At 72.5% G+C, this 16701-nt stretch carries 11 protein-coding genes and 2 pseudogenes; 7 read left to right on the forward strand and 6 right to left on the reverse strand.

The window, feature by feature from the left end; translation table 11 throughout:
* Window positions 1-138: 138 nt before the first annotated feature.
* From ACZ5ID_RS19345 to ACZ5ID_RS19355, 3 genes are all read right to left on the reverse strand, one after another.
* Window positions 139-309, reverse strand: coding sequence for a hypothetical protein (locus ACZ5ID_RS19345; protein WP_199831852.1), 171 nt, complete (start codon window positions 307-309; stop codon window positions 139-141).
* Window positions 310-774: 465 nt separating this feature from the next.
* A complete protein-coding gene (locus ACZ5ID_RS19350) occupies window positions 775-2310 on the reverse strand; it encodes an SDR family NAD(P)-dependent oxidoreductase (protein WP_468899252.1) in 1536 nt (511 codons plus the stop codon).
* Between the two features lie 114 nt (window positions 2311-2424).
* Complete coding sequence (locus ACZ5ID_RS19355) at window positions 2425-3117, reverse strand: (2Fe-2S)-binding protein (RefSeq protein ID WP_468899255.1); 693 nt, start codon at window positions 3115-3117, stop codon at window positions 2425-2427.
* 272 nt (window positions 3118-3389) lie between these two features.
* Here ACZ5ID_RS19355 and ACZ5ID_RS19360 point away from each other — a divergent pair.
* Window positions 3390-4289: pseudogene (locus ACZ5ID_RS19360) on the forward strand (DMT family transporter); the annotation flags it as partial.
* Window positions 4290-4291: 2 nt separating this feature from the next.
* Here the strand turns inward: ACZ5ID_RS19360 and ACZ5ID_RS19365 are convergent.
* Complete coding sequence (locus ACZ5ID_RS19365; RefSeq protein WP_468899257.1) at window positions 4292-5512, reverse strand: transglycosylase family protein; 1221 nt, start codon at window positions 5510-5512, stop codon at window positions 4292-4294.
* Between the two features lie 165 nt (window positions 5513-5677).
* Here ACZ5ID_RS19365 and gndA point away from each other — a divergent pair, with 165 nt between their 5' ends.
* On the forward strand, window positions 5678-7120 hold the full coding sequence (gene gndA / locus ACZ5ID_RS19370; protein WP_468899260.1) for an NADP-dependent phosphogluconate dehydrogenase: 1443 nt from the start codon (window positions 5678-5680) through the stop codon (window positions 7118-7120).
* Window positions 7121-7230: 110 nt separating this feature from the next.
* Here the strand turns inward: gndA and ACZ5ID_RS19375 are convergent, their stop codons facing one another.
* Together ACZ5ID_RS19375 and panD are read right to left on the reverse strand one after the other, a co-directional pair.
* Complete coding sequence (locus tag ACZ5ID_RS19375) at window positions 7231-7869, reverse strand: aspartate/glutamate racemase family protein (RefSeq protein WP_468899263.1); 639 nt, start codon at window positions 7867-7869, stop codon at window positions 7231-7233.
* A gap of 17 nt (window positions 7870-7886) precedes the next feature.
* Window positions 7887-8321 carry an aspartate 1-decarboxylase gene (panD, locus tag ACZ5ID_RS19380; protein WP_468899266.1) on the reverse strand — a complete coding sequence of 145 codons (435 nt, stop codon included), beginning with the start codon at window positions 8319-8321 and terminating at the stop codon, window positions 7887-7889.
* Between the two features lie 335 nt (window positions 8322-8656).
* Between panD and ACZ5ID_RS19385 the strand changes: the two are divergent.
* From ACZ5ID_RS19385 to mgtA, 5 genes and pseudogenes are all read left to right on the forward strand, one after another.
* A pseudogene (locus tag ACZ5ID_RS19385) lies at window positions 8657-8929 on the forward strand (IS5/IS1182 family transposase); the annotation flags it as partial.
* A 1133-nt stretch (window positions 8930-10062) separates the two neighbouring features.
* Window positions 10063-10881, forward strand: a complete 819-nt coding sequence (locus ACZ5ID_RS19390; RefSeq protein WP_468899268.1) for a GAF and ANTAR domain-containing protein — start codon at window positions 10063-10065, stop codon at window positions 10879-10881.
* A gap of 31 nt (window positions 10882-10912) precedes the next feature.
* The gene (locus ACZ5ID_RS19395; RefSeq protein ID WP_468899270.1) at window positions 10913-11638 is read left to right on the forward strand and encodes a GAF and ANTAR domain-containing protein; all 726 of its coding nucleotides are present in this window, start codon (window positions 10913-10915) and stop codon (window positions 11636-11638) included.
* Window positions 11639-11664: 26 nt separating this feature from the next.
* Window positions 11665-14073 (forward strand): phosphoketolase family protein, encoded by a 2409-nt coding sequence (locus tag ACZ5ID_RS19400; protein ID WP_468899272.1) that lies wholly within the window; start codon window positions 11665-11667, stop codon window positions 14071-14073.
* Complete coding sequence (gene mgtA, locus ACZ5ID_RS19405) at window positions 14055-16688, forward strand: magnesium-translocating P-type ATPase (protein ID WP_468899275.1); 2634 nt, start codon at window positions 14055-14057, stop codon at window positions 16686-16688. Before ACZ5ID_RS19400 ends, mgtA begins: the two co-directional genes overlap by 19 nt.
* Window positions 16689-16701: the final 13 nt, after the last annotated feature.

Below are 16701 nucleotides of genomic sequence, written 5' to 3' on the forward strand. Positions count from 1 at the left end.
AAGCGGACGACCGCCGTACGGGAGAGCGGCCCGGGCGCGTCGTCCGGGCCGGGACAGACGTGTGCCCCCTGCCGGAACAGGGGGCACACGTTGCGAGAAAGGGGCCGGGGCGGACCGCCCGGACGGGGCGGGGACCGCTCAGTCGATGCCCGGCAGGATGTGCGGTTCGGCCAGGTCGTCCTCGTAGCCGGCCAGCCGGATCGGGGCCGAACGGGCCCAGACCTCAAGGTTGCGGAGCTTTTCGGGTCGGCCGGGCCGGTCGCCGCGTTCCGGCGTCCGCTGTTCGCGTTCTGTCGTCTCTGGTGTCACCGCGCACTCCTCTGTGTCGCGTAACCCTGGGCGTACTGGCGGCTCCGGTCCCTTCCCGGTCGCCGGCCGCCCGAGGGGGCAGGGGTCAGGGGCAGTTCTGACGCGGTGGCGCCGGCACTCTGTCGGAAGCTCGGCCCAGTGTGCGGGCCGGTTCCGGAACGGGCATCGAGGACTGGTCGATCCTTTGATGGCTTCCGTCGGAGTCAGAGTAACCAAATGAGCGGGCCCCTGCTCGATGGGGCCGTTTCCTTTGCGTCAACTTTCCTTCACCGTGCGTTGGTCACGGGCCCCGTCCAGCCATGATCTGCCGCCCCCGGACGGCCGCCACGCCGGGGCGGCGATCTCTGCTCCGTCCGGGTGAGCGCGCCCGGTCCCACAGTCGTCGGCGGCGGGGCAGGGCCCCGGACGCACCGGTGGCCGGAGCCCCTCGGGGAGTCCGGCCACCGTGCGCGCTGCGGGTGCGGTCTACCAGTTCCCGGGCGCGTAGTCCTTGAGGAAGACGCTGTGCAGGTCCTCGCCCGACTCGCCGCGCACGATCGGGTCGTAGACGCGCGCGGCGCCGTCGACCAGGTCGAGCGGGGCGTGGAAGCCCTCCTCGGCGAGTCGCAGCTTGTCGTGGTGCGGGCGCTCGTCGGTGATCCAGCCGGTGTCGACCGAGGTCATCAGGATCTTGTCGGTCTCGAACATCTCCTGGCCGCTGGTCCGGGTGACCATGTTCATGGCGGCCTTGGCGGCGTTGGTGTTGGGGTGCCCGGCGCCCTTGTAACCGCGGCTGAACACGCCCTCCATCGCGGAGACGTTGACCACGTAGGCGCGGCCCTTCGGGGCCTTGCGGGCCGCGTCGGCCATCGCCGGGCGCAACATGCTGATCAGGATGAACGGCGCGGTGTAGTTGCACAGCTGGGTCTCCAGCAGTTCGACCGGGGAGATCTGGTCGATGGACTGCACCCAGGTGTTGGTGTCGACGACGTCCGGCAGCAGCCCGCCCGCGTCTATGGCGGTGCCGTCGTGGTGCCGGGCGATGCTGGCGTTCCCCGCGACCAGGGCGAGGTCGGCGACCCGCTGGGCGTCGAGGCCGGAGGTGCCGAGCGGCAGCGCGGCCGGTGCGCCGAGATCACCGACGGCGCCGGAGTTGAAGGCGCCGATCACATGGTGGGCGGGGAGCTCACCGGCGGGCAGCGGGGCGCTCTCGCCCTCGACCAGGGCGGCGTACGCGGAGGGCAGCCGGCGCACGGTCTGGGTGGCGTTGTTGATCAGGATGTCCAGCGGACCCTGCTGGGCGGTCTGCTCGGCGAGCGCGACCGCCTGCGCCGGGTCGCGCAGGTCGATGCCGACGACCTCCAGGCGGTGCATCCACTGCGCCGAGTCCTCCATCGCCTTGAAGCGGCGGATGGCGTCCTTGGGGAAGCGGGTGGTGATGGTGGTGTGGGCGCCGTCGCGCAGCAGCCGCAGCGCGATGTACATGCCGATCTTCGCCCGGCCGCCGGTGAGCAGCGCGCGCTTGCCGGTGAGGTCGGTGCGGGCCTCCCGGCGCATCCGGTTCTCTGCGGCGCACTTCTGGCAGAGCTGGTGGTAGAAGTAGTCGACCTCGACGTACCGGGTCTTGCAGATGTAGCAGGAGCGGGGGCGCTGGAGCACCCCGGCGATCTGGCCGGTGGGGGTCGCGGACGAGGGCAGGATGCCCTCGGTCTCGTCGTCGATGCGCTCGGCGGAGCCGGTGGCGGTCGCATGCGTGACGGCCCGGTCGTGGGCGGTCTTGGCGGCCCGGCGCTCCTGGCGGCGGCGCTGCTTCACGGTCCGGTAGATCGCGGCGGTGGCGCGGCGCACGGCGATCGCGTCGGGGTGGTCGACCTCGATGCTGTCGAGCTCGTCCAGCACGCTCAGGCAGACGGCGAGGCGCTCGGGGTCGATGCCGGGGCCGTACTCCACGTCGGGTTCGGCGGGCTCCTGGCCGATGCCGGGACCGTACTCCTGGTCCTGGATGTCCTCTGTCACCGTCATCGCCGTCGCCGTTCCTCGGTCATGCGCGGTCTCGCCCGCGTGTGGAAGTTCCCAAAAGCGCAATCGTACGGAGCGGGGCGCCGCAGACCAAACCGCGAGCCCGTGGACCGCCGGTCAGGGGCGTGCGGGCGGGCGGTCGAAGACGCAGTCACCGCAGAGCCCGGCGCCCGGGCAGCGGTAGTAGAGGCAGCAGCTGCGGCGCCGGAAGACCGGGCCCGGGAGCAGCGTGCCGGTGCCCGCCAGATCCGGGTGGGCGAGGAGTTCGGCGCCGAGCTCCAGCGCCCGCCCGGCCGCGTCCGGGCGGCCCGCGCGCAGCGCCCAGCGGTGCAGTTCGCGGACGGCTCCGGCGAGCGCGGAGCCCGCGTTCCCCCACAGCAGGCCGGTCGCGACGGGGGTGTCGCGCCGGACGGCCTCGGCGAGCGGGACCAAGTGGCCGTACTGGACGCTCTCGCGGATCCGCCCGGCGGTGCCGGGCAGCGGCCGGACCCGGTCGAGCAGCAGGTCGTCGGGGGCGCCGCGGCCACCGTCCCAGGACAGGGCCGCCGGGTCGAGGTCGGGCAGTTCGCCGTGGAGCACGGCGGGCCCGAGGGCGATGGACCAGAGCCGGGCGACGAGTCCCAGGTGGGCGATGGAGGCGCCGGTGCGGCGGTCGGGTGCGCGCAGGGCGGCCGTGACGGTGTCGATCCGGGCGGCCAGGGGGCCGCCCTCCCCCGCGTAGAGCCGGGCAAGCGGGTGGTGCGCGCCCCCGGCCGGTCCGGTGCGCAGCGCGAAGAACCCGCCGACCGAGGCCACCGCCGCCAGATCCACTCCTCGTCCCCCTCCGTGCGCGCCGTGGCGGACCTGCCACGTACCCCGCGATTCTCACAGATTTTCGATCGAACACATCTTCGGCTACTAATGGACATCCCCCATCCCGTACCTGGCCGAAATGCCCTCATCTCACCCCTCCCCACCAGCAGTTGTACCGAATGCCCGATGTATGGACGACTTCTGGAGTAGGGGCGTACTCCTATGGCAGTACGTGTCAATGCGGTCTCAAGGACGACGACGAGAGGCGATCGGCGAGGGATCGTGGATGCATGAGTGCCCTTGCCCTGTCCGTGCTGCTCTCCCTGGTCTCCGCCGTCGCGTACGCGGCTGCGGCGATCGTCCAGGAGCGCGTGGCCGCGGCCTCCCCCGACAGTACGTACCTCCGCCAGGGCGCCTGGTGGGGCTCTGTGGCACTCAACGGTCTCGGCGCCCTCCTGCACGTCGTGGCACTCGCGTGCGGACCGCTCACCCTCGTCCAGCCGCTCGGCGCGCTGACCATCGTCTTCGCGCTGCCGATGGCCGCCGTGTTCGTCCGCCGCAGGGCGGGCGCGGCGGCCTGGCGCGGCGCGGTCATGGCCACCGCCGGCCTCGCCGGGCTGCTCGCCCTCACCAGCGACGCGGACGCCGACTCGGTCGGCGGCGGAGAGCGGCTGCTGCTGGGGGCGGTCACCTTCGGCGCGATGGCGGTGCTCTTCCTCGCCTCGCGCGCGGTGCACGGCCCGGTGGTGCGCAGTGTGCTGCTCGCCGCCGCCGCGGGCATCTCCTTCGGCATGGCGTCGGTCTTCACCAAGCTGGTGGCCGAGGACTGGGACGAGGGCCTGAAGCTCACCGAGGCGCCCAGCCTGCTCGCCATAGCCGTGCTCGCCGCCGCGGGCCTGCTGCTCTCCCAGGCCTCCTACCGGGGCGCGGGACTCGCGGCGCCCCTGGCGACCGTCACCGTCGTCAACCCGGTGGTCGCGGCGACCGTCGGGCTCACCATGTTCGGCGAGGAGTTCCGCTACGGGACGGCAGGTCTGGCCGTCGCCCTCGCCAGCGGCGTCGTGGCCGCGGGCGGACTGATCCTGCTCACCACCGAGCGCCTCGGCGCCGCCTCCCGGCGCTCACGCCCCGGGCCCCGGACCCTGCCGGCGATCCCGGCGCCCGGCCAGAGCGCCGAGGGCAGCACGTCCGGTCAGAGGCTGACGCCGCCCGCCCTGAGGTAGGCCAGCGGGTCGATGTCCGACCCGTACGAGGGCCCGGTGCGGATCTCGAAGTGCAGATGCGGCCCGGTGGCGTTGCCGGTGGAGCCCGAACGGCCGATGCGCTGGCCGGTGTTGACCTGCTGTCCGGCCCGTACGTTCACGGCCGAGAGATGGCCGTACTGGCTGTAGCGGCCGTCGGTGTGCCGGATCACCACCTGGTAGCCGTACGAGCCGCCCCAGCCCGCCTCCACGACCTTGCCGGTGGCCACCGCGTGGACCGAGGTCCCGGTGGAGACGGGGAAGTCGACCCCCGTGTGGTAGCCGCTCGCCCAGGACGAACCGGCCTTGTGGTAGGGGGTGCTGGGCCCGGCGTCCACGGGCGCGGCGAGGAGGCCGCCCTTGTGGACGACCTGCTTCGGCGCCGGCTGCTTGTGCGGGGCGGCGGGCTTCTTCGGCTGCGGCTTGGCGGGCCGCTTCTGCTGGGGCGCCGGCTGCGGCCCGGGGCGGGTCCGCGGCGGCGCCGCCGTGTCCGGTAAGGACAGCCGCTGGCCCGGCAGGATCAGATCGGGGTCGGAGCCCACGACCCGGCGGTTCTCGGTGTACAGCGCGTGCCAGCCGCCCCTGACCTGCTCGGTGTGCGCGATACGGGAGAGGGAGTCGCCGGGGACGACGGTGTATCCCACGTATCCCTCCCGCTTGCCGGGGACCTTGGTGGGGCCCGCCTGGGGCGCCGCCTCGCGCACCACGCGCGCGTGGTGCTCCTGGACCGCCGGGGCGGGGTGCGCGGTATGGGTGGTGGACGCGGTGTGCGCCGTGTGTGTGGTGTGCGCCGCGCCGCGGGTCAGTCCCGCCTCGCCCGAGCAGACCGGCCAGGCGCCCGGACCCTGGGCCTGGAGCACCTTCTCCGCGACGGCGATCTGCTCGCTCCTGGAGGCGAGGTCGGCGCGCGGGGCGTAGGCCCGGCCGCCGTAGGCCACCCAGGTCGACTGGCTGAACTGGAGCCCGCCGTAGTACCCGTTACCGGTGTTGATCTGCCAGTTGTGGGTGGACTCGCAGGCCGCGACCTTGTCCCAGACGTCCAGGGAGGCGGCGTGGGCCGCGCCCGCGCCGATCAGGGGCAGGGCCATGCCCGCCCCGCCCGCCGTCACCGTCAGCGAAGCCCGGTTGATACGGCCCGGCTGGTAGCGGCGGTGCCGCCCGCGTACGGACATGGGTCCCCCTCGAACGCATCGGGAGCCGCCAAAGTAGGGGCTCTGAACGGACCGTGACAAGAGTGCGTACCCATCCGTCGAGGGGAATGCCGGCCGAGTCGCGCCGCTTGGAGTCTTCCGTAGGGTTGACCGAGCAGCGCACCCGATGATCCGAGGAGCACAGCCATGAGTGGAACAGCCCAGATCGGCGTCACCGGACTCGCCGTCATGGGGCGCAACCTCGCCCGCAACTTCGCTCGCAACGGCCTCACGGTGGCGGTGCACAACCGGACGGCGGCCAAGACCCGGGCCCTGGTCGAGGAGTTCGGCGAGGAGGGGCGGTTCGTGCCCGCCGAGTCGCCGGAGGAGTTCGTGGCGGCACTCGAACGGCCGCGCCGGCTGGTCGTCATGGTGAAGGCGGGCGAGCCGACGGACGCGGTGATCGAGGAGTTCGCCCCGCTGCTCGACGAGGGCGATGTCATCATCGACGGCGGCAACGCGCACTTCGAGGACACGCGCCGGCGCGAGCGCGAGCTGCGCGAGCGCGGTATCCACTTCGTGGGCGCCGGCGTCTCGGGCGGCGAGGAGGGCGCGCTGCACGGCCCGAGCATCATGCCGGGCGGCTCCGCCGAGTCGTACGAGTCGCTGGGCCCGCTCCTGGAGAGGATCGCGGCCAAGGCGCCGGACGGCACCCCGTGCGTGACCCACGTCGGCCCCGACGGGGCGGGCCACTTCGTGAAGATGGTGCACAACGGCATCGAGTACGCCGACATGCAGCTGATCGCCGAGGCCTACCACCTGCTGCGTACGGTCGCCGGGTACTCCCCCGCCAAGATCGCCGAGACGTTCCGGGGCTGGAACACGGGGCGCCTCGACTCGTATCTGATCGAGATCACGGCGGAGGTGCTGGCCCACCAGGACGCGGCGACCGGGAAGCCGTTCGTCGACGTCGTCCAGGACCGGGCCGAGCAGAAAGGCACGGGGCGGTGGACGGTGCAGATCGCGCTGGACCTGGGGGTGCCGGTGTCCGGGATCGCCGAGGCGGTGTTCGCGCGCTCCCTCTCCGGCCACGCCGATCTGCGCGAGGCCTCCGGCGCCCTGGCCGGGCCCGTGCCCGAGCCGCTGGACGAGAAGGCGGCCGAGGCGTTCGCCGCGCAGGTGGAGCAGGCGCTGTACGCCTCGAAGATCGTGTCGTACACCCAGGGCTTCCACCAGGTCCGGGCCGGCAGCGAGCAGTACGGGTGGGACGTGGACCTGGGCTCGGTGGCCGCGATCTGGCGCGCCGGATGCATCATCCGGGCGGCGTTCCTGGACCGCATCCGGGCCGCGTACGACGCCGAACCGGACCTGGTGAGCCTGCTCTCGGACAAGCGCTTCGGCGAGGAGATCGGGGCGGCGCAGGAGGACTGGCGCGCGGTGGTCGTGGCGGCGACGCGCCAGGGCGTGCCGGTGCCGGGCTTCTCGGCGGCGCTGGCGTACTACGACGCGCTGCGCGCCGAGCGGCTGCCGGCGGCGCTCACCCAGGGGCAGCGGGACTTCTTCGGGGCGCACACCTACCGCCGGGTGGACCGCGAGGGCTCGTTCCACACGCTGTGGGGCGGCGAGCGCACGGAGGTCGAGGCGGGCTGAGCGGCGAGGGGGGGGGGGGGGGGGGGGGGGGGGGGGGGGGAGGTGGGGGTGGGGGGGGGGGGGGGGGGGGGGGGGTTTGGTTCCCCCCCCCCCCCCCCCCCGCGCCCGGCTCACACCAGCTTCGCCGCCGCCGCCAGCCCCGGGCGGGGGCTGGACAGCACCGGAGTCCTGGACGGGGCCAGTCGCGCCCCGGGGGCCATGGAGGCCTGGGCCAGGACGATGACGTCCGCGTCCTCGACCCGCCCGATGGCCTCGGCGACCGCCCGCGCGTAGCCCCCCGGGTCGCCCTGCTCGAAGCGGCGCCAGGCTCCGTCCACCAGCACCGTCCGCGGCGCGACCGCGCGGCCCGCCCGGGCGGCCTCCTCGTGGAGCAGCTCGGTGGTGGGGCGCAGGGTGGTCTCCAGGGCGGCGAGGACCGTGATCCGCGGGCCGTGGGCGACGGCCGCGGCGGCCATCGGCCGGTCCACCCGCAGGACCGGCAGCCCGAGTTCGGCCCCGGCGGCCTCCGCGAGGCCGCCGATGGTCGAGCAGGTGCACAGCACGGCCCTCGCACCCCCGGCCACGGCCTCGGCGAGGACCGCCCCGGTGGCGTCGGCGGCCCCGGACGCACCGAGCCGGCGAGCCCGGGCGAGCAGGTCCTCGTCCACCAGGTGGCGCAGGGCGAGGCCCGGGTGGTCCTCGTCGCGCAGGGCGTCGAAGACGGGCACGTGCACCGGCGAGGTGTGCAGCAGGGTGAGGGGGCCGGCCATGGCGTCCTCCTCCGGCGTCAGTGCTGGGAGGCGGAGGGGACGCGCGCGTGCGGGCTGCGGCGCTGGTCGGTGCCGGGGACCGGCGCGGAGGCGTCGTCGCCGAGCTCGACGACACGGTTGTCCGCGTCGACGTGCACCACGCGCGGGCGCAGGGTGCGCGCCTCGGCGTCGTCGACCTGGGCGTAGCTGATGAGGATCACCAGGTCGCCGGGGTGGACGAGGTGGGCGGCGGCGCCGTTGATACCGATGACTCCGGAGCCGCGCTCGCCCTCGATGACGTAGGTCTCCAGCCGGGCGCCGTTGTCGATGTCGACGATGTGGACGAGCTCGCCGGGCAGCAGGTCGGCGGCTTCCATCAGCTCGGCGTCGACGGTGACCGAACCCACGTAGTGGAGGTCGGCCTGGGTCACGGTGGCTCGGTGGATCTTGGACTTGAACAGAGTTCGCAGCACTTTGGACTCCTGGAGGACGGCTCCCCGCCAGCTTTCTGCAGGTCAGGGGCATCCATCACTGTACAACGGCACGCCTTCGAGTCGAAGACTTTCCAGAACATCGTGCGTCACGACGAGCAGGCTTCTCACCTGAGCCTGCCCTGGACTCGGCTTGCCGTCGCCGGCATCCGAGGCGGCCTCGCATCCGTGCTCGCACGTGGCCACTCACCCGGCGGGCCGCCTCAAGCCAGGCCCCGCGACGACCACAAGTCGTGCCTCCGCAAACAGCATTCCTTGGCTCGATCAACACCGGCGCACTGGCCCACTGTTGCGCGATAATGCCGAGCGGCTGCTTGGTGCTGCTGAGGAAACCGCGGGCCCCGAAGAAGCTCGACCGGTCGCGGGTGGTGATCGACTCCTCACGCGGGCGGGCGGCTCGGCGCCGCCAAAGCGGTCCCAGCCCGGTCGACCGCGCACGTCCGGGCAGCAGGCACCACGTCCTCCCCGACGGGCGGGGCCTCCCGCTCGCGGTGTCACTGACCGGCGGAAACCTCATCGACATGACCCGGCTCCTGCCTCTGCTCGACACTCCTGTTCTCCGCCTGCCTGGCCATCGCCCCGCTCGTCGACTTGCGCTGCGGGCCCACCCGCTCACTCACCTTCGGCTCGCTCCGGATTTCTCCCACGCTTTTCCGCAGCCGCCGGGTGCCGGATTCCGGCCCGTTCGGATCCGCCGCGGCGGAGGGCCGGGGACTATGCTGGTGAGCGGACGCCCAGGACCCCGGTGGACGCACGCTTGCTGACCACGATGCCACGAGAGCGGATTACCGTCCGGACCCGTCACATCTTCGAGAAGATCCCTGTCGGGCGCCGAGCTTCGGAGCGCGGAATCCCGACCTGGTGACCCACTCACGTCCTCGCACGCCCCCGACCTCGGTCGCACCCCGCCGGGCACTGAGCCGGCGCATCGCGTCCGGTGCCAGGGGCGGTCCCGAGAACGCCTGAACGGCTGGAACCGAGGTGTCATGCCTTACTCTGCGGCTGTCCGTCCGCCAGAGGGCTCGCGCCCGCTCGCGCCGCTCTCGTCCCCTCCAGCGGGCGGACGCGCCGTGATCACCCCTCCGGCCCGCGGTCAGCCGTGGAGCGGAGGCCATTGCGAGCAGCTCGCCGTGGAAGCGATGTACCCGGGCCGGGCCGGCCCACCGGCAGGCCGTCGGTTCCCGCGGGGATCTGACGGGTCCGTCGCGGAGTCCCGCGCAGCGGCGTCCGACGAAGACGCACGCGAGCCGAGCCCGGAAGTCCGTCCAGGACGTCTCGCCGTCGCCGTAGAGCCGCCCCGATTCGCCATGGTGATCGCGGAAACCGCGGCCCTGAAGGGCCGCGGGTTCGGGTCTTCCCCGGGGGGTTGGCGCCGGCGGCTCCCCTACGCGGCCCCCCGTGTCGTAGGCGAGGACGGCTTCGGGGGGCCGGGAGTCGACGGAGTTCTCCGGCCCGCCGTCGGCCGGATCACCAGCGCCGGCGCCGGCTTCGCCGGGCTCCTGGTTTCCTCGCACGAGCGGCACCGGGCTGTGGCCCAGCGGTTGCGGGAACTGCTCCCCTCCGGGCGTCAGACGTCAGTCGGTGTCGCCACGGCGGACCGGGCCGACGAGCCGATCGTGGCCTCTCTCCGCTCCTGGCGCAGGAAGGGCGTCGGAAACGTCCGCAGGCCGGTCGGCCGTGCCGTGTGCCCGGCGCCGGCTCCCTCCTCGATCCGGTGGTTACCGTGACCCCCGGCAGCCGGTCGGCGCGGATCCAGGCTCTCGTGGCCGAGCAGGCGGCCCTGCGCGGCGTCCGGGTCGGCCTCCTCGACGTGTGCACGGCGGCGGTGGCGGCGCTGCCGGTCGGCGGGGCCGGGGTGTCCGCGATGTCCCGCGACCGGGCGAGCCATCCGCTGTGCAGCACCGACTCCGTCAGTCAGCAGCTGGAAGAACTCCAGCTCACCCTGGGCGAGGGGCCGTGCGTGGATGCCTTCGTCCTCGGCTCCTCGGTCCTCTGCACGGACTTGTTGGCCGGTGAACTCCAGCAGCATTGGACGGTGTTCGCCGATGCGGCCCTGGAAGCCGGAGCCAGGGCGGTCTTCGCCTTCCCCTTGCAGATCGGTGCCATCAGCCCCGGGGTACTCGACCTGTACTCCAGCACCTCGGTCGAGCTGGACGCGGACGAGGTGGCCGACGCGATGGCCTTCGCCGACACTGCCACGTTGCTTCTGCTCGACGCCGGGATCAGCGTGACGGGTGTCCCGTCCGACACCGGCGCGTCCGGCACCGACGTGGCCGGCACGGACCTGCCGGGCGCCGCGCCCCTCGACGACCTGGGCGGTTACCGGGCCGAGATCGACCAGGCCACCGGCATCCTCATGGTCCAGCTCGGCGTCGGCGCCGAGGAAGCCTTCATCCGGCTGCGCGCCCACGCGTACGCCCGGGGGACACGGATCTCGGTGGTCGCCGCCGACGTGGTCGCCCACCGGCTCCGCTTCCCCCCGGAGACGACAGCGTCCGACCCGCAACCGCCGGATGCGCGACCGCCCGACGAGGAGCCCTGATGCTCACGCCCCACAAACAGAGGTGTGCACGATGAAGGAACAGCTGATGGCCCGGACGTTCGTCGAGTTGGCGGACAGTCTCGTCGCCGACTTCGACCTCATGGACTTCCTGCGCCTGCTCACCGACCGCTGCGTCGATCTGCTCGACGCGAGTGCGGCGGGCGTCCTGCTCGCCGACCGCGACGGCGTGCTGCGTGTCATGGCCGCCTCCGACGAACGGGTGCGCCTCCTCGAACTGTTCCAGCTCCAGAACCACGAAGGCCCCTGCCTGGACTGCTTCCACACCGGGATCACCGTGTCCGTTCCCGACCTGCGCGACGAAGCGGCGCGCTGGCCCCTGTTCACCGCCCAGGCGCAGCGCCTCGGCTTCACCGCCGTCCAGGCGCTGCCCATGCGCCTGCGCGACGAGGCCGTCGGCGCCCTCAACCTGTTCCACACCACCCCGGCGCCCATCAACCCCGCCGCCACCCCCTTCGCACAGGCCCTCGCCGACGTCGCCACCATCAGCGTGCTGCAACAACGCACCACCGAGCGCAGCACCCTCCTCAACGAACAGCTGCAGACCGCCCTCAACAGCCGCGTCCTGATCGAACAGGCCAAGGGAAAGCTCGCCGAACGCCGCAACACGGACATGGAGCGGGCCTTCACGACGCTGCGTACCTACGCCCGCGCCCACAACCGCCGCCTGGCGGACGTCGCCCGCGCCTTCATCGACGAGACCGAGCACCTTCCCGGTCTCACTTCCGGAAGTTCCTGATCAGCCTCCTGCGAGAAGGGTTCGTCATGCCGCTCGGCCCCACCACCGAGACCTCCCTCGACACTCCGGACACCCCCGGCTCCCTCGACGAGGAGGAGCTGAGCGCGCTGGACGCCCACTGGCGGGCAGCGAACTACCTGGCCGTCGGGCAGATCTACCTCATGTCCAACCCACTGCTGACCGAGCCGCTGACGCCTGAGCACGTCAAGCCGCGACTGCTCGGGCACTGGGGCACCTCACCGGGCCTGAACCTGGTCCACACCCACCTCAACAGGGTCGTCAAGGCGAGGAACCTGGACGCGATCTGCGTCTGGGGGCCCGGTCACGGCGGACCGGCCGTGGTGGCGAACTCCTGGCTGGAGGGCAGCTACACCGAGACCTACCCGGACATCACACGGGACACGGCCGGCATGGCCCGCCTCTTCCGGCAGTTCTCCTTCCCGGGCGGCATCCCCAGTCACGTCGCACCCGAGACTCCCGGATCGATCCACGAGGGCGGCGAGCTGGGCTACTCCCTCTCGCATGCCTACGGGGCCGCGTTCGACAATCCGGGACTTCTGGTGGCCTGCGTGATCGGCGACGGTGAGGCCGAGACGGGCCCGCTGGCAGCGTCCTGGCACTCCAACAAGTTCCTCGACCCGGTACGGGACGGCGCCGTCCTGCCGATCCTGCACCTCAACGGCTACAAGATCGCCAACCCGACGGTCCTGGCCCGGATACCGGAGCGCGAACTCGACTCCCTGCTCAGGGGATACGGCCACGAGCCCCTCCATGTCACCGGGGACGACCCTCACACCGTCCACCAGACGATGGCTCGTGCCATGGACGAGGCCCTGGACCGCATCGCCGCCTTCCAGCACGCGGCCCGCACGGAGGGCGCTGCCGAACGCCCGCGGTGGCCGGTGATCGTCCTGCGTACGCCGAAGGGCTGGACCGGGCCCGCTGAGGTCGACGGCCTCCCGGTGGAGGGCACCTGGCGAGCGCACCAGGTGCCGCTGCCGGCCGTACGCGAGAACCCGGACCATCTGAGGCAGTTGGAGCGGTGGCTGCGCTCCTACCGTCCCGAGGAACTTTTCGACGATCACGGGCGCCCCCGGGAGCAGGTCCTGGCGTGTGTCCCCGACGGCGCACACCGGCTGGGCGCCAACCCGCACACCAACGGCGGCCTGCTGCTGCGCGACCTGCCCGTACCGTCCCTGGAGCGGTTCGCCGTCCCCGTCGACAAGCCCGGCGCGACAGCGCACGAGCCGACCCGCGTCCTCGGCGACCTGCTCGCGCAGGTGATGGCCGACACGGGCGAGCGGCGCGACTTCCGGCTGGTCGGCCCGGACGAGACGGCCTCCAACCGCCTCCAGGCCGTCTACGAGGCGAGCGGCAAGGCGTGGGAGGCCCAGATACTGTCCACGGACGAACACCTGGAGCGCGGCGGCCGGGTGGTGGAGATCCTCTCCGAACACACCTGTCAGGGCTGGCTGGAGGGCTACCTCCTCACCGGTCGGCATGGCCTGTTCTCCTGCTACGAGGCATTCGTCCACATCGTCGACTCCATGGCGAACCAGCACATCAAGTGGCTTCGCGTCGCCCGCCGACTCCCCTGGCGCCGCCCGATCGCCTCCCTCAACTACCTGCTCACCTCGCACGTGTGGCGCCAGGACAACAACGGTTTCTCGCATCAGGACCCCGGCTTCGTCGACCACGTGCTCAACAAGTCGCCGGAGGTGGTAAGGGTCTACTATCCGCCGGACGCCAACTCCCTGCTGTGCGTGGCGGATCACGTGCTGCGCAGCCGCGACTACGTCAACGTCGTCGTCGCGGGCAAGCAGCCGTGCTTCGACTGGCTCGACCTCGACGCCGCCCGCGCGCACTGCGCCCGCGGCGCCGGCATCTGGGAGTGGGCGGGCACCGAGGCCGACCTCGGCGAGCCCGACGTGGTGCTCGCCTGCGCGGGTGACGTCCCCACCCTCGAAGTGCTGGCCGCGGCCTCGCTGCTCCGCCGCCATCTGCCCGACCTCGCGGTACGGGTGGTCAACGTCGTGGACATCGCCCGGCTGCTGCCCGTGGAGGAACACCCGCACGGCATGCCCGACAGCGAGTACGACGCGCTGTTCACCCCCGACAAGCCCGTCGTCTTCGCGTACCACGGCTATCCGTGGCTGATCCACCGGCTCGCCTACCGCCGCGCCAACCACCCGCACCTGCACGTGCGCGGTTACAAGGAGGAGGGCACCACCACGACTCCGTTCGACATGGTCGTACGCAACGACCTCGACCGGTACCGGCTGGTCATGGACGTCATCGACCGGGTGCCGGGCCTCGCGGTCCGCGCGGCTGCGTTGCGGCAGCGGATGGTCGACGTCCGCTACCGCCATCACGACTGGATCCGCGCCCATGGGGCGGACCTGCCCGAGGTCGCCGAATGGACCTGGAGCCAGTGACCACGGAGTCGGTGACCACCCGTGCGGCTGAGCTGCGGGTGGGGAACGCCGCCGCCGAGGACGCAAAGGCCGTGCTGGCCGCGCTCGCGAGCAGCCCCGACGGCCTGTCGGGGGGCGAGAAGGGTGAGGCGGCCGAGCGGCTCGCGGCCGTCGGGCCGAACGCCGTGCGCACCCACCACGTCCGCGTCCTGGCGGTCCTCGGGCGGCAGCTGCGCAGTGCCCTGCTGATCCTGCTCGCGGTGACGGCCGGGGTCTCGTACTTCTTCGGCGAGCGGACCGGCGCGGTCATCATCGCGGGGATTCTGGTGCTGAGCGTCGCGCTGGGCTTCGTCAACGAGTACCGGGCGGAGAGGGCGGCACAGGCCCTGCACTCGCGGGTGCGGCACACGGCTGTGGTGATCCGCGGCGGCGCGGCCACCGAGGTCGATGTGACCGAGCTGGTGCCGGGCGATGTCGTCCGGCTGACGCTGGGGCAGGTGGTCCCGGCGGACCTGCGCCTGCTGGAGTGCACCGCGTTCGCCTGCGACGAGAGCGTCCTCACCGGGGAGTCCGCCCCCGCCGACAAGGACCCGGAGCCGGTCGCCGCAGGGGCGGCCCTGGCCGAGCTGACCTCCTGCGCGCTGATGGGGACGGTGGTGCACGGGGGCAGCGCGACCGGAGTGGTCGTCGCCACCGGGGGCCGTGCCGAGTTCGGGCGGATCGCGCTGGGGCTGGGGGAACGGCAGCCGGAGACCGACTTCCAGGCGGGGCTGCGCCGCTTCTCCATGCTGCTCCTCAAGGTCGCCGCCGCCCTCACCACCGGGATCTTCGTCATCAACCTCCTGCTCCAGCGCCCGCTGCTCGACGCTCTGCTCTTCTCGTTGGCCATCGCGGTGGGCATCACCCCACAGCTGCTGCCGGCCGTGGTGAGCACGAGCCTGGCCACCGGCTCCCGGCAGCTGGCGCGGCGCAAGGTCCTCGTCAAGCGGCTGGTGTGCATCGAGGACCTGGGCGACATGGATGTCCTGGTCACCGACAAGACCGGCACGCTCACCGAGGGCCGCATCCGTTTCGAGGCGGCCCTCGACCCGGCCGGCGCACTCTCCGACACGGTGCTGAAGCTCGGCCTGCTGGCCACCGAGGGCGACCTCGACCACGTGGGCGGCAACGCGCTGGACAGCGCGCTGTGGCAGGCCACGGGCAAACCCCCGGCCGGACACCACCGGCTCGCGCTGCTGCCCTTCGACCACGACCGGCAGCTGGGCTCCGCGCTCGTCGAGCGCCCGGACGGCAGCCGCCTTCTCGTCGCCAAGGGCGCGCCCGAGGCGGTCCTGGCCCGCTGCGGTGACGTACCGGAGAAGGCCGCGGCGGTGCTCCAGGAGCACTTCGCGGCGGGCAGCCGGGTGGTCGCCGTGGCCACCCGGGACGCGGACGGGCAGACGTCCCTCAGTGCCGCCGACGAGTACCGGCTGTGTCTGGCCGGCTTCCTGGTCTTCCTCGACCCGCCCAAGACCGGCGCCGCCGCCTCACTGCGCCGCCTCGCCGACCTCGGCATCACCGTCAAGATCTGTACGGGCGACAACGCGCTAGTCGCCCAGAAGGTCTGCGCCGACCTCGGCCTGCCGCCCGGCCGCGCCCTCACCGGCCAGGACATCGGTCAGCTGGACGACGACCAGCTGACCCGTGCGGCCGAGACCACCACCGTCTTCGCCCGCGTCTCGCCCCAGGACAAGGCACGGGTCGTACGGGCGCTGCGGCGCCGGGGCCGCGACATCGGGTTCCTGGGCGACGGCGTGAACGACGCGCTGGCCCTGCACGCGGCCGACGTGGGGCTGTCCGTGGACACCGCGACCGACGTGGCCAAGGACGCGGCGGACGTCCTGCTCCTGGAGAAGGACCTCGGGGTTCTCGCCGACGGGGTCGCCGAGGGCCGCCGGATCTTCGCCAACACCATCAAGTACGTCCTGATGGGCACCTCCAGCAACTTCGGCAACATGTTCAGTGCGGCTGGAGCCTCCCTGGTGCTGGCCTTCCTGCCGATGCTGCCCTCACAGATCCTGCTCAACAACCTCCTCTACGACGCGGGGCAGTTGACCATCCCCACCGACCACGTCGACCCGGAGCAACTGCGCGCGCCCTCACACTGGGACATCGCCTTCATCCGTCGCTTCATGCTCTTCTTCGGGCCCGTCAGCTCCCTCTTCGACTTCCTCACCTTCGCGGTCATGATCGAGATCTTCCACACCGGCGCCGAACTGTTCCGCTCCGGCTGGTTCGTGGAGTCCCTCGCCACGCAGGCACTGGTCGTCTTCGCCATCCGCACCCGCCGGGTGCCGTTCTACCGCAGCCGGCCCAGCCGCCCCCTGCTGGTCAGCGCCATCGGCGTCGTCACCGTCGGTGTCGCGCTGCCGATGTCCCCGCTCGCGGGACCACTCGGTTTCCAGTCCCTGCCGCTCGGACTCCTCCTCACCCTGGGCCTGATGGTCGTGCTCTACCTGGTGCTGATCGAGGGCGCCAAGCACGTCTTCTACGCCCGCCTCGACGCGCGGGCCGCACATCCGCCGGTGCGCCACCGCACCCGTCGGCACCGCATCCAACGGCGGGCCGGCCGCTTCAGCCACCCCGGACCGCTGTGACCCCGGTGACATG

It is taken from the genome of Streptomyces sp. NPDC031670 (assembly GCF_055580545.1).